Annotated in this window: 11 protein-coding genes; 6 read left to right on the top strand and 5 right to left on the bottom strand. The window is 69.1% G+C overall.

The genetic code is table 11. The annotated features are described in order from the left end of the window. Positions 1–2 precede the first annotated feature (2 nt). From nirD to RDCOP1_RS21655, 4 genes are read right to left on the bottom strand one after another with little or no spacing between them, the layout of a single operon-like run. Positions 3–344, bottom strand: coding sequence for a nitrite reductase small subunit NirD (gene nirD, locus RDCOP1_RS00865; protein WP_072698197.1), 342 nt, complete (start codon positions 342–344; stop codon positions 3–5). Beyond that, positions 341–2,851, bottom strand: a complete 2,511-nt coding sequence (nirB, locus tag RDCOP1_RS00860) for a nitrite reductase large subunit NirB (protein WP_072698196.1) — start codon at positions 2,849–2,851, stop codon at positions 341–343. The genes nirD and nirB overlap by 4 nt, the downstream gene beginning before the upstream one ends. A gap of 56 nt (positions 2,852–2,907) precedes the next feature. Further along, entirely contained in the window at positions 2,908–4,080 is a 1,173-nt protein-coding gene (locus RDCOP1_RS00855; RefSeq protein ID WP_072698195.1) for an MFS transporter, read from the bottom strand. Further along, positions 4,077–4,976, bottom strand: a complete 900-nt coding sequence (locus RDCOP1_RS21655; protein WP_072698194.1) for a PAC2 family protein — start codon at positions 4,974–4,976, stop codon at positions 4,077–4,079. Before RDCOP1_RS21655 ends, RDCOP1_RS00855 begins: the two co-directional genes overlap by 4 nt. Positions 4,977–5,027: 51 nt before the next feature. Here RDCOP1_RS21655 and metH point away from each other — a divergent pair, with 51 nt between their 5' ends. The 6 genes from metH to hisG all read left to right on the top strand — a co-directional run bounded on the left by metH (position 5,028) and on the right by hisG (position 12,340). Beyond that, positions 5,028–8,597 carry a methionine synthase gene (gene metH / locus RDCOP1_RS00845; RefSeq protein WP_072698193.1) on the top strand — a complete coding sequence of 1,190 codons (3,570 nt, stop codon included), beginning with the start codon at positions 5,028–5,030 and terminating at the stop codon, positions 8,595–8,597. Further along, the gene (locus RDCOP1_RS00840; protein ID WP_072698192.1) at positions 8,590–9,306 is read left to right on the top strand and encodes an HAD family hydrolase; all 717 of its coding nucleotides are present in this window, start codon (positions 8,590–8,592) and stop codon (positions 9,304–9,306) included. Before metH ends, RDCOP1_RS00840 begins: the two co-directional genes overlap by 8 nt. A gap of 1 nt (position 9,307) precedes the next feature. After that, positions 9,308–10,168 (top strand): oxygen-dependent tRNA uridine(34) hydroxylase TrhO, encoded by an 861-nt coding sequence (gene trhO / locus RDCOP1_RS00835; protein WP_072698191.1) that lies wholly within the window; start codon positions 9,308–9,310, stop codon positions 10,166–10,168. A gap of 1 nt (position 10,169) precedes the next feature. Then, positions 10,170–11,057 (top strand): pseudouridine synthase, encoded by an 888-nt coding sequence (locus tag RDCOP1_RS00830; RefSeq protein WP_072698190.1) that lies wholly within the window; start codon positions 10,170–10,172, stop codon positions 11,055–11,057. A gap of 50 nt (positions 11,058–11,107) precedes the next feature. Then, complete coding sequence (locus RDCOP1_RS00825) at positions 11,108–11,389, top strand: phosphoribosyl-ATP diphosphatase (RefSeq protein ID WP_174555748.1); 282 nt, start codon at positions 11,108–11,110, stop codon at positions 11,387–11,389. Positions 11,390–11,476: 87 nt separating this feature from the next. Beyond that, complete coding sequence (gene hisG / locus RDCOP1_RS00820) at positions 11,477–12,340, top strand: ATP phosphoribosyltransferase (protein ID WP_072698188.1); 864 nt, start codon at positions 11,477–11,479, stop codon at positions 12,338–12,340. A 64-nt stretch (positions 12,341–12,404) separates the two neighbouring features. On the opposite strand, the gene RDCOP1_RS00815 is transcribed toward hisG, so the two are convergent. After that, positions 12,405–13,232, bottom strand: coding sequence for a thioesterase family protein (locus tag RDCOP1_RS00815; protein ID WP_231922940.1), 828 nt, complete (start codon positions 13,230–13,232; stop codon positions 12,405–12,407). Positions 13,233–13,450 lie beyond the last annotated feature (218 nt).

Genomic DNA, 13,450 nt, shown 5'->3' with positions numbered 1-13,450 from the left:
TGTTACCGGAAGCTCGTCGCGCACGGTGACAACAGGATTCGCCCCTCGCTCACCTGGACAGGGTATGTGCGGACCGACCCGATCCCCTTGGTGGCGCACGTGCCGGTATCGAACGAGAAGACGTACTGATGCAGCGGGCACACCACGCCGGTGTCGTCGATCTGCCCGTCGGCCAGGGGACCGCCCTTGTGCGGGCACACCGCGTCGGTGGCGCGCACCGATCCGTCGGACAGCAGGAACACGGCGATCTGCCGGTCGTCGACCGTGTACGTACGGCCTTCGCCGCGGGTGAGGTCCGAGACCGCACCGAGGTCGACGACCGCGCTGTCCTCCACCGCGGTCATCGGACGGGAACCTGCGGCAGCGGCAGCAACGGCAGAGACGGCGCGAACTGCGCGGGGGACTTGGGTTCCGAGCGGTCGAGCCACGGGTCGCGGTAGCCGGCGACCGCGACCTCGAGGCGTTCGTCGAGTCCGGACACGATGTTCTCCTCGTCTTGCAGCAGCAGGGCCTGGAGTCGGTCGAGCCCGATACGCGGCACGAACGCGTAGGTGCGTTCGAGCCACTGGGCGGTCTCGCGGTAGTACTGGATGAACCGTCCGGCGACCGCGACGACCTCGTCGGCGGACTCCACGGTCGCGAGCAGGTCACCTTTGCGGATGTGGGCACCGGCAGCGCCCCCGACGTAGATCTCCCAGCGGCCGTCGCCGACGGCGACCACCCCGAGGTCCTTGCACAACGCCTCGGAACAGTTACGGGGACAGCCCGCGACGGCCAGTTTGAGTTTTGCCGGTGTCTCGAGTCCCTGGAAGCGTTCCTCGAGTGCGATTCCCAGGTTCGTCGAATCGCCCAGCCCGAACCGGCAGAAGTCGCTGCCGACGCAGGTTTTCACGGTGCGGAAACTCTTGCCGTAGGCGAACCCCGACGGCATGTCGAGATCGGCCCAGACCTTCGGCAGATCCTCCTTCTTGATGCCGAGCAGATCGATGCGCTGCCCGCCGGTGAGTTTCACCATCGGAACGCGATACTTGTCGGCGACGTCGGCGATGCGGCGCAGTTGATCGGGCGTGGTGACGCCGCCCTTCATCTGGGGAACGACGGAGAACGTGCCGTCGCGCTGGATGTTCGCGTGCACCCGGTCGTTGATGAACAGTGCGCCGCGTTCGTCGACCCAGTCGGGACCCCACAGGGTACGCAGCAGCGACGCCAGCGGCATCTTCGCGGTTGCGTCCTCCCGTCCGTGGGGAGCGAGTTCGGCGAAGACCTGTGACACCGCGCGCAGGTCGTGCTCGCGGATCGCGGCGATCAGGTCGGGTTTGGTCATGGGGATGCACGGCACATACCAGTTCGCGGCGGGATCTTCGGCGAGGGCACCGCCGGCCGCGCACGCGACGATGTCTCCGACGAGCGCCTTGCAGGATCCGCAGCCTTTGCCCGCCCGGGTGGTGGCTGCGACGTCGGCGAGGCTGGTCGCACCGCCGTGGACGCACGCGACGATGTCGCCCTTGGTGACCCCGTTGCAGTTGCACACCTGGGTGCTGTCGGGGAGATCGGCTGCGACGTCGGCGCCTTGGGGCTCGCCGATGTCGAAGAGCAGTGCCGCGCGATCGTCGGGGAGCTCGATCGCGCCGGCGAAGGCCTGTCCGAGCATCGACGCCTTGCCGATGTCGCCGAGGAGCATGGCACCGATCAGTTTTCCGTCGCGGACGACGACGGCCTTGTACACGCCGCTGCGCGGATCGTAGAACTGCACGAACTCGTCGTCTTCGCGTTCCGGCCCCTTCACGCCCATCGCGGCGACATCGATGCCGGCGACCTTGAGTTTCGTCGTGGTCCGCGAGCCCTCGTACGCGGCATCCGGGTCGGTGCCGGTGAGATGCCGGGCGAGGACGACGGCCTGCTCCCACACCGGCGCGACCAGCCCGTACACCTCGCCCCGGTGCTGCACGCATTCCCCGACGGCGTAGACGCTGGATTCGTCCTCACAGCGCAACTGATCGTCGACGACAAGTCCCCGCTCGACGAGAAGGCCACCGGTACGCGCGAATTCGGTGTTGGGACGGATACCCGCCGCGACGACCACCATGTCGGTAGGGACGACGGTGCCGTCGGCGAACCTCACGCCGGCCACGTCACCGTGATCGTCGCGCTCGATGCCGACCGTGCGGGTACCCGTGTGGACGGTGACGCCGAGTTTTTCGATCTCGGTGCGCAGGACCCGGCCGCCGCGTTCGTCGAGCTGCTGGTTCATCAGATGCCCGGGGGAGTGCACGACCGTCACGTCCAGCCCTTGGGTACGCAGTCCGTATGCGGCTTCGAGACCGAGCAGGCCCCCGCCGACGACCACGGCGGACACGCCGTCGCGCGATTCCGCCATCTGCAGCATGCCGTTGGTGTCGGCGAGGGTGCGGAACCCGAAGACGCCGCGCCCGAGTCGGCCGTCCTTCTCGCGCAGCCCGTCCATGTTGGGAAAGAAGGTCGACGACCCGGTGGCGACGACGAGCAGGTCGTAGTCCACCACCCGGCCGGATTCGCAGGTGACGGTCTTCGCGAACCGGTCGAGACGGACCGCGCGGTCGCCCGCGTAGAGGGTGATGCCGTGGTCCCGGTACCAGCTCATGGGGTTGAGCACGAGATCGTCGTCGTCGACGGTCGCTTCCCCGGACAGCACGTGCGAGAGCATGATCCGGTTGTAGTTGCCGTACGGTTCGTCGCCGATCATGGTGATGTCGAAGAGGTCCGCTCCACCGCGCGCGAGGATCTCCTCGACGGTGCGAGCGCCTGCCATACCGTTCCCCACGACGAGCAGCCGCCGGCGCGGGGTCTCCTGTGGGAGCGGGATCGATGTCATGAGTCGAGGGTCGGCCGTGCCGGTGACGGAGCGACTGCCGGGGCGTTACATGCCGATCAGGAAGACCTCACCCCGTCCTTGCCGGGACTGTCAGGTCGGGGTGGTGCGGGGATCGCGAGCGGGGTGACGACGGCGAGCAGCGCCGCGGGGACGAGGAACGCCGCGGTCGGATCCGCCGAGTACACCGGGGTGAGGGCGAGCGGAGCGAAGGCGCCCCCGCCGAAGCGGAAGGCCTGCACTACCGACACCGCACCCCCGCGGTTGGGCCCCGGGTCGCCCAGGACGGCGGCATTGACGCCGACGAGCACGCACTGCGAGGCGATCCCCGCCAGGAACCAGGCGACCGCGACGACCGCCAGGTTCGTCACCGTGCCGATGGTCACCACGAGGGCCGCGCCGCTGAGCGCACCGATCAGGACGGTGCGCCGCGCACCGATCCGGTCGACGAGGATGCCGACGCGGCGGGCGGTGAGGATGCCGGCGAGCCCGAGGAGGGTGAGCAGGGCGCCGCGCTGCGAGGGATCGAGATCGAAGACGTCCTCGGCGCGGAAGGCGAGCAGGAAGTTGATGCCGCCGATGGCGCCCCACCCGAGGAGCGCGACGATGCCGATGCGGACGATGCGGGGGCGCAGCGCGTCACGCAGCCGCGCGCGCCCGGCGGGCGAGTCGGCGTCGCTTTCGGGGGTGTCGGGCAGGCCGACGCAGGCGAGTGCGAGCGCGGCGGCGGCGAGGACGACGAACGCCCATCGCCAGTCGATTTCGGCGGCGATCCCGCCGACGAGGGGCGCGAAGGTCAGTCCGGCGGCCTGCAGCGCGCCGAAGAGCCCGAGGGCGCGGCCGAGCCGGTCCTTCGGGGTCAGCGCCGCCAGGGCCGCGAGCAGCAGTGGTGTGGTGAACGCATTGGCGGCGCCTTGCAGCATGCGGGCACCGAGCAGCACGGTCAGGGTGGGTGCAAGCGCGGCAGCGAGGGAGACAGTGGCGTAGGCGAGGTAGGCGAAGCGCACGGTGCGGGCCTGCCCCCAACGGGCTCCGAGGGTGCCGGAAAAGAGCATGACGGCGGCGAAGACGCCCAGGTAGGCGGTCACGGAGGTGGCCGCGGTGGCGGCCGTGACTCCGAGATCCTCACCCATCTCGGGGAGCATCGAGACGACGACGCTCCCGCCGAACGGGCCGAGGAAACCTCCGGTGTAGAGCGCCGCGCGCGGGAGTGCCGCGCGCAGCGCGCTCACTGGGCGAGTCCGCCGGGACCGCGTCGGCGCAGGTACCGCTCGAATTCGGCGGCGATGGCGTCGCCGTCGATGTTGGAGATGTCGTCGGTGATGTCGGATTCGGCTTCGGCGTCGCCGCGCTCTTCGAGGCCGCGGACGTAATCGGCGACGTCTTCGTCGTCGTCGGTCATCTCGGTGACGGCCTGTTCCCATTCCTCGGCGAGCACGGGCAGTTCACCGAGGGGGACTTCGACGTCGAGGATGTCCTCGAGACGGCGGAGCAGTTCGACGGTGGCCTTGGGGTTGGGTGGGTGCGAGACGTAGTGGGGGACGGCGGCCCAGAAGGACACGGCGGGGATACCGGCGCGCACGCAGGCGTCCTGGAGGACGCCGGTGATCCCGGTGGGTCCTTCGTAGCGGGACTTCTCCAGGTTGAATCGTTTGGCAGCTTCCGCGCTGTAGGCGGTGCCGGTCACCGGCACGGGCCGGGTGTGCGGGGTGTCGGCGAGCAGCGCGCCGAGCAGGATGACGGTGTGCACGCCGATGTCGTCGATCAGTTCGATGATGGCGTCGCAAAAGCTGCGCCAGCGCATGTTGGGTTCGATGCCGCGCAGCAGCACGATGTCACGCTCGCTGCCGGGCAGCGCGCAGACGGACAGGCGGGTGGCGGGCCAGTCCAGTTCGCGGCTGACACCGTCGACGAGCCGGACCTGAGGGCGGTTGACCTGGTAGTCGTAGTAATCCTCGGAGTCCAGTTCGGCGAAGGGTTCGGCGTCCCAGATGAGTTCGAGGTGTTCGACGGCTCCGCTGGCGGCGTCGCCGGCGTCGTTCCAGCCCTCGAACGCGGCAACGAGCACCGGATCGCGGAGGACGGGTACGTCCTGGTCCGGGGCGTCGGAATTCTCGTGTGCACTCACTCGTCCAGCCTACGACCCGGGTCGGTTCGTCCGCCCACTAGTCTGGTGGGTATGTCCACCCCATTGCACTCTGTCTTGCTCGATGCGCTCAAGCGGCGCGTTGTCATCGGCGACGGGGCGATGGGCACGATGTTGCAGGCTGCGGATCTCTCGCTCGACGATTTCCGCGGCTTGGAGGGGTGCAACGAGATTCTCAACGAGTCTCGGCCGGATGTGATCCGTGGGATCCATCGGGCGTACTTCGAGGCCGGCGCAGATGTGGTCTCGACGAACACCTTCGGCTGCAACCTGCCCAATCTCGCCGACTACGACATCGCCGACCGTATTCGTGACCTGTCCGAACGGGGCGCTCGCCTGGCTCGTGAGGTGGCCGACGAGATGGGCCCGAGCGCAGACGGCATGCCGCGGATGGTGATCGGGTCGATGGGACCGGGTACCAAGCTGCCGAGCCTGGGGCATGCGCCCTACGCGGTGTTGCGGGATGCCTACGCGGAGGCGGCGCTGGGCATGATCGACGGTGGCGCGGATGCGATCCTGGTGGAGACGTGCCAGGACCTGTTGCAGGCCAAGGCCGCGATCGTGGGCAGTCAGCTCGCGATGGAGCAGGCGGGACGCCGGCTGCCGATCGTGACCCACGTCACGGTCGAGACCACGGGCACGATGCTGCTCGGTTCGGAGATCGGTGCGGCGCTGACGGCGCTCGAGCCGCTGGGGATCGATCTGATCGGCCTCAATTGCGCGACCGGCCCGGCGGAGATGAGCGAGCACCTGCGTTACCTGTCGCAGCACGCGCGGATTCCGGTGTCGGTGATGCCGAATGCGGGGCTGCCGGTGCTGGGCCCCAACGGTGCGGAGTATCCGCTCGGTCCGGAGGAGCTGGCGGCGGCGCTGGCCGGGTTCGTCTCCGAGTACGGGCTGGCGTTCGTCGGCGGGTGCTGCGGTACGACTCCCGAGCATGTGCGGCAGGTCGCCGCGGCGGTGCGCGAGGTCGCACCGGCGACGCGTACACCGGTGCCGGAGCCCGGCGTGTCGTCGCTGTACACGGCGGTGCCGTTCGAGCAGGACGCGTCGATCCTGATGGTCGGGGAGCGCACCAACACGAACGGATCGAAAGCGTTCCGGGAGGCGATGCTCGCCGCGGACTGGCAGAAATGCCTGGATATCGCGAAGGATCAGATCCGCGACGGCGCGCACATGCTGGATCTGAACGTCGACTACGTGGGACGTGACGGCGCCGCGGACATGGCCGAGCTGGCCTCCCGGTTCGCGACCGCGTCGACACTGCCGATCATGATCGACTCGACGGAACCGGCCGTGATCCAGGCGGGTCTCGAGCATCTCGGTGGCCGGTGCGCGGTGAACTCGGTGAACTACGAGGACGGGGACGGCCCCGGGTCGCGGTTCCAGCGCATCATGGAGCTGGTGGTGACCCACGGCGCGGCCGTGGTGGCGTTGACGATCGACGAGGAAGGTCAGGCCCGTACCGCGGAGCACAAGGTGCGGATCGCGGAGCGTCTGATCACCGACCTGACGGAGAACTGGGGGCTCGCGCCGGAGGACATCATCGTCGACGCGCTGACGTTCCCGATCTCGACGGGGCAGGAGGAAGTGCGCCGCGACGCGATCGAGACGATCGACGCGATCCGCGAACTGCACCGGCGACACCCCGAAATCCACTTCACGCTCGGCATCTCGAATGTGTCGTTCGGTTTGAATCCGGCGGCCCGGCAGGTGCTCAACTCGGTGTTCCTGCACGAGTGCACCGAGGCCGGTCTGGATACCGCGATCGTGCATGCGTCGAAGATCCTGCCGATGGCGCGGATCCCCGAGGAGCAGCGGCAGGTCGCGCTGGATCTGGTGTACGACCGGCGGCGCGACGGCTACGACCCGCTGCAGAAGCTGATGGAGTTGTTCGAAGGTGTGTCGGCGGCGTCGGCGCGGGAGTCGCGGGCGCAGGAACTGGCGGCGCTGCCACTGTTCGAGCGGCTCGAGCGCCGCATCGTCGACGGCGAACGTAACGGTCTCGAGGACGATCTGACCGAGGCGATGACCACCACCCCGCCGCTCACGATCATCAACGACACGTTGCTGTCGGGGATGAAGACGGTCGGGGAGCTGTTCGGGTCGGGGCAGATGCAGTTGCCGTTCGTGCTGCAGTCCGCCGAGGTGATGAAGACGGCTGTGGCATTCCTCGAACCGCACATGGAGTCGACCGGCGCGGACGGTAAGGGCCGGATCGTGCTCGCGACCGTCAAGGGCGATGTTCACGACATCGGGAAGAACCTCGTCGACATCATCCTGTCGAACAACGGCTACGAGGTGGTCAACCTCGGTATCAAGCAGCCCATCGCGACGATTCTCGATGCGGCGGTCGACAAGCGCGCCGATGTGATCGGCATGTCGGGTCTGCTGGTGAAGTCCACCGTGGTGATGAAGGAGAACCTCGAGGAACTCAACGCCCGCGGGGTCGCCGAGCAGTTCCCGGTGATGCTCGGCGGGGCGGCGCTGACCCGCAGCTATGTCGAGAACGATCTCGCGGCGGTCTACGACGGCCAGGTGTCGTACGCGCGCGATGCGTTCGAGGGCTTGTCGTTGATGGACAAGGTGATGGCCGTCAAGCGGGGCGAGGCCCCGGCGCCGGACAGCCCGGAGGCACTGGAAGCTGCCCGCAAGGCCGCCGAGCGCAAGGAACGGCACGAGCGCAGCAAGCGGATCGCGGAGAAGCGCAAAGCGGCGGAGGCACCGGTGGTGGTGCCCGCGCGCAGCGACGTCGCGGCCGATCTTCCGGTGCCGACCCCGCCGTTCTGGGGGACTCGGGTGGTCAAGGGCATCCCGCTGGCCGACTACGCGTCGCTGATCGACGAGCGGGCGTTGTTCCTCGGGCAGTGGGGGCTGCGGGGTCAGCGCGGCGGCGACGGCCCGAGCTACGAGGAACTGGTGGAGACCGAGGGCCGGCCGCGGCTGCGGTACTGGCTGGACCGGTTGGCGACCGAGGGGATCTTGCAGCACGCCGCGGTGGTGTACGGCTACTTCCCGGCGGTCTCCGAGGGCGACGACGTGGTGGTGCTCACCGAGCCGCGCCCGGATGCGCCGGAGCGGTTCCGGTTCACGTTCCCTCGGCAGCAGCGCTCCCGGTTCCTGTGCATCGCCGACTTCGTGCGGTCGCGGGAGGATGCGCTCGCGTCGGGGCAGGTCGATGTGTGGCCGTTCCAGCTGGTCACGATGGGTCAGCCGATCGCCGATTTCGCGAACGAGTTGTTCGCGGCGGACGCCTACCGCGACTATCTGGAGGTGCACGGTATCGGCGTGCAACTGACCGAGGCGCTGGCGGAGTACTGGCATCGCCGGATCCGGCAGGAGTTGGCGTTCGCCGGTGGCGGGACGGCCGCCGACGAGGATCCCGACGAGATCGCCGAATACTTCAAGCTCGCGTATCGCGGGGCCCGGTTCGCGTTCGGGTACGGCGCGTGCCCGAATCTCGAGGATCGCATCAAGCTCGTCGAGTTGCTCGAGCCCGAACGTATCGGCGTGGAGTTGTCGGAGGAATTGCAGTTGCATCCCGAGCAGTCCACCGACGCGTTCGTGCTGCACCATCCGGAGGCCAAGTACTTCAATGTCTGATCAGCTCGAAACCCGTTGCACTGCACCGCTGGTCGGGTCTGCCCGCTTGCAGGCAGTGCTGTGGGACATGGACGGCACTCTGCTCGAATCGGAGCAGTTGTGGGACATCGGGATGCGGGAGTTGTCGCTGCATCTCGGGGGTCCCATGAGTGAGGAGACCCGCCGCGCGACGATCGGCGGACCGCTCGACCTGTCGGTGTGGCGGGCGTTTCACGGCCTCGGTCTCGACCCGACCCCCGACGAGCAGACCGCCGCCGAAGACTGGCTCAACGCCTACATGGCCGGGCTGTTCGCGCAGGGTCTGCGGTGGCGGCCGGGCGCGCAGGCGGCGCTCGACGCGGTGCGCCGGGAAGGCCTGGGGCAGGCGTTGGTGACCAACACCGGACGCCGGTTGTGCGAGGTCGCGCTCGAGACGCTCGGCCGGGACCGGTTCGACCACACCGTGTGCGGCGACGAGGTCCCGGCTGGGAAACCCGATCCGGCGCCGTACCGGCGGGCCGCGGAACTGCTCGGCGTCGATCCGGCGCAGTGTCTGGCGATCGAGGATTCGCCGACCGGCGCGGCGTCCGCGGAGGCCGCGGGCTGCGCGGTGCTGGTGGTGCCGTCGCTGGTGGAGGTGCCCGGGTCGCCGCGCCGGGTGTTCCGGTCCACGCTCGAGGGCCTGACAGTCGCGGATCTGCGGGAGTTGCACGGATCGGGGAGACCCTGACATGGCCGTGCCCAAGATCGTGTTGTTCTATGCGTTCACGCCGCTGCCCGATCCGGAGGCGATCCGGTTGTGGCAGCACACCCTCGCCTCGTCGCTGGGGCTGACCGGCCGGATCCTGATTTCCGAGCACGGCATCAACGGCACCGTCGGCGGGGACATCGCGGCGGTGAAGAAGTATGTGCGCGGGTTGCGCGGCTACGCCGCGTTCAAGAGCATCGACGTCAAATGGTCCGACGGCACCGGGAACGACTTCCCGCGTCTGTCGGTGAAGGTGCGGCCGGAGATCGTCACGTTCGGGGTGCCCGGCGAGGTGAAGGTCGACGACCACGGGGTGATCGGCGGCGGAACCCCGTTGTCGCCGCGCGCCGTGCACGAACTGGTGTCCGAGCGCGGCGACGAGGTGGTGTTCTTCGACGGCCGTAACCGGTTCGAGGCGGAGATCGGCCGGTTCCGGGATGCGGTGGTGCCCGACGTGGAGACCACCCGTGATTTCGTCGCCGAACTCGACAGCGGCCGCTACGACCATCTCAAGTCGCGGCCGGTGGTGACCTACTGCACCGGTGGGGTGCGCTGCGAGGTGTTGTCGGCGTTGATGCGCAACCGCGGGTTCGAGGAGGTCTATCAACTCGACGGTGGGATCGTGCGCTACGGCGAGACTTTCGGCGACGACGGTTTGTGGGAAGGGTCGCTGTATGTGTTCGACGGCCGGATGAACGTCGAATTCAGCCCGGCGGCAACAGTGTTGGGCCGGTGCACCGAGTGCGGCACCCCGACCTCGCGGTACCGCAATCATCCCGACCTCGACGGCCGCGACCTGACGTTGGTGTGCGAGGGGTGCGTGCCGGATCCTGTCGGGTCCTGACGTGCGGGGAGCACCGTTGCCGGTGCGGGACGGGCTCGGCCCGGACCGGTTGCGCATGCCCGCCGACGCGGACGCCGCGACCGTCGTGGAGTTCTTGCAGTCCCGGCATCCGGACGAGGACTGGCACGCCCACATGAGCGCCGGTGAGCTCGTCGACGAGCACGGTCGGCGCGTGGACGCCGAGACCCGCTATCAGCCGACGCGGTTCGTGTACTTCTACCGCGATCCACCGCCGGAGGTGCCGGTGCCGTTCCCGGTGGAGGTGCTGCACCGCGACGAGCGGCTGGTGGTGGTGGACAAGCCGCATTTCCTGGCGACGATCCCGCGGGGCGCACACATCCGGGAAACGGTGGTGGTGCGGCTGCGGCGGGAGCTGGCGCTGCCGCATCTGGTGCCGGTGCACCGGCTGGACCGGATGACCGCGGGGGTGCTGCTGTGCACCACCGACCCGCGGTGGCGGCGGCCCTATCAGGAACTGTTCGAGCGGCAGAGGGTGACCAAGGAATACGAGGCGGTCGCGGGGTTCCGGCCGGACCTCGAGTTTCCGCGAGTGGTGCGCACCCGCATCGACAAACAGCACGGCGAGCTCACCGCGGTGCAGAGCTTCACCGCACCCAACTCCGAGACCCGCATCGAGTTGGTCGAGCGCCGCGGCGACCGCGCCCGGTACCGGCTGCACCCGCTCACGGGACGCACCCACCAGTTGCGGCTGCACCTGACGGCGCTGGGAATCCCGATCGTGGGGGACAACTTCTACCCGGTGTTCCGGCGCCGCGACCCGGAGGACTTCACCGAGCCGCTGCGGTTGCTGGCGCGCGCGCTCGAGTTCCCGGACCCGGTCAGTGGGGCCACGCACCGGTTCGTGAGCGGCCGCACGCTCGCCTGGTGAGCGGCGCGCCGGGTGCGGTGGTGTCCTGAATTCGGGACCACCGGCGCGGCATGAAACAATCATCCCCTGTGAAGACCTTCGATTCCCTGTTCGCCGAGCTGTCCGAACGTGCTGTGACCCGTCCCGAAGGGTCCGGCACCGTCGCCGCCCTGGACGCCGGTGTCCACGCGCAGGGCAAGAAGGTGATCGAGGAGGCCGGCGAGGTGTGGATCGCCGCCGAGTACCAATCCGACGAGGAGCTCTCCGAGGAGATCTCACAGTTGCTGTACTGGGTGCAGGTTCTGATGGTGGGGCGCGGTCTGAAGCTCGAGGACGTCTACAAGCATCTGTGACGGCCGGCGGCCCCCGCCCGGGGGTAGCTGCCGTCCGTGCCCGTGGACCCTCCGATTCTTCCCTCCCTTCCCGAAAGGACGTCTGTCATGCTGCGCGTCGCAGTTCCCAACAAGGGCTCGTTGTCCGAGTCTGCCGCCGAGATCCTGCAGGAAGCCGGATACCGGCGCCGCACCGATTCGCGGGACCTGACGGTCATCGATCCCGTCAACGACGTCGAGTTCTTCTTCCTCCGTCCCAAGGACATCGCGATCTACGTCGGGTCGGGCGAGCTCGATCTGGGGATCACCGGGCGTGATCTGGCACTCGATTCGGGTGCGCCCGTCGCCGAACGGCTCTCCCTGGGCTTCGGGCGATCCTCCTTCCGGTACGCCGCCCCCAAGGGCCGCGACTGGACGGTCGAGGACCTGCACGGGCTGCGCATCGCCACGTCGTACCCGAACCTGGTCCGCCGCGACCTCGAGGCCCGCGGCCTCGACGCGACCGTGATCCGGCTCGACGGGGCAGTGGAGATCTCCATCCAGCTGGGGGTCGCCGATGCCATCGCCGACGTGGTCGGGTCGGGACGCACGCTGCGGCAGCACGATCTGGTGGCGTTCGGTGAGTCGCTGTGCGATTCGGAGGGTGTGCTCATCGAGCGGGAAGGTTCCGATCGCGGCGACCGGGCCCGCAACCAGCTCATCGCCCGGCTCGAAGGCGTGGTCTTCGCGCAGCAGTACGTGATGCTCGACTACGACTGCCCGAAGCACCTGCTCGAGCAGGCAGTGCAGGTCACGCCGGGGCTCGAGTCGCCGACGATCTCCCCGCTGGCGAACGACTCGTCGGTCGCGGTGCGGGCCATGGTGCCCCGCAAGGATCACAATGCGGTGATGGACCGTCTCGCCGAGATCGGGGCGCGCGCCATCCTCGCGTCGAACATCCGGTCCTGCCGCGCGATGCGCGCCGCCGAATAGCTCTCCGGAAGAGAACTACCGGCGGGCACATCCCGCGTCTTTCGTCCCAGGTGCGGTCCCGCGGTCAGCGGGGCCGCACCTGCACGTTCTGGGCGATGCGGCCGAGCGCACCGGCGTCGTCGTAGAGCACCCCGGCGGTCATCCCGACCCCGTCCGGGCCGACGGAGGTCTCGGCGGAAATCCCGACCCAGGTGGGCTCCGGTGCGCGGAACAGGTGCACGGTCAGTTCGGTGTTGAGGAACAGCCATTCGGTGGGGTCGAGCTTGGAGCCGACACCGTTGGCGACGTCGGCGACGGTCATCAGCCGGTCCAGCCCGGTCGGGGTTTCGCCGTCCACCAGCGGCAGCGCGGCACAGACCCACGCCGCGGAGGGGCCCGGCACCCCGAATTCGGTGACGACCCGCCACTCGAGGGTGGAAATGTATCCGCCCGACCACGCCGGGTGCCCGATCGAGCCCGACGGCACGGTGTGGACCGGCGGCAGCGGCGGCTCCGAGGTGCGGGCCACGTCGGGCAGGTCGACGGTCTCGAGCCGCCAGCCGGTGCCCCGGGCGACGGCGCGAGCGGTGCCGTCGGCGGTGGTCGCCCACAGTTCGGCGACGAGCAGTTCGATCTTGCGGCCGGGCCGCTCGATCCGGGTGCGGACCTCGAGGTCGCTGAGCGGAACCGGACCGAGCAGGTCGACGGTGATGCGGGTCAGCCGCGTGTCGGGGCGGGGACGATGCCGTTCAAGTGCGCGCGCGAGCAGAGCGGACGGCGGTGCTCCGTGCTGCAGATCCGGGCCCCAGGTGCTGACGGTGTGTTCGGTGGGCCGGAACCGTTCGATGCTCACGGTGGGGTCGGCCCCGGGATCGTGCGGGACGGGAACGGGCAGGTAGTACGCGGCGCTCACTGCGGGGACTCCTTGTGAAGACGGGACGGCACGGCGCCCGGTACGGAGCCCGGGCGCCGATCCCGATGATGGCAGTCCGGGTGCCGGACGCCGCGCGGTGGGGCGTCCCCCGACACGACCCCGGAGTCCGGGGTGCGGGCGGTGATGGGGGACTCGGTCGGTGGGGGGCATCGTCGGTCTCCGGGCCCGACCTGGCACGCTAGAGAGTCGGGACCGGC

This window comes from Rhodococcus coprophilus NBRC 100603 (genome assembly GCF_001895045.1).
GTDB classification, from domain to species: domain Bacteria; phylum Actinomycetota; class Actinomycetes; order Mycobacteriales; family Mycobacteriaceae; genus Rhodococcus; species Rhodococcus coprophilus.
The sequence above is the reverse complement of the archived record's forward strand: the minus strand, read 5'-3'. Positions and strand labels throughout refer to the sequence as shown.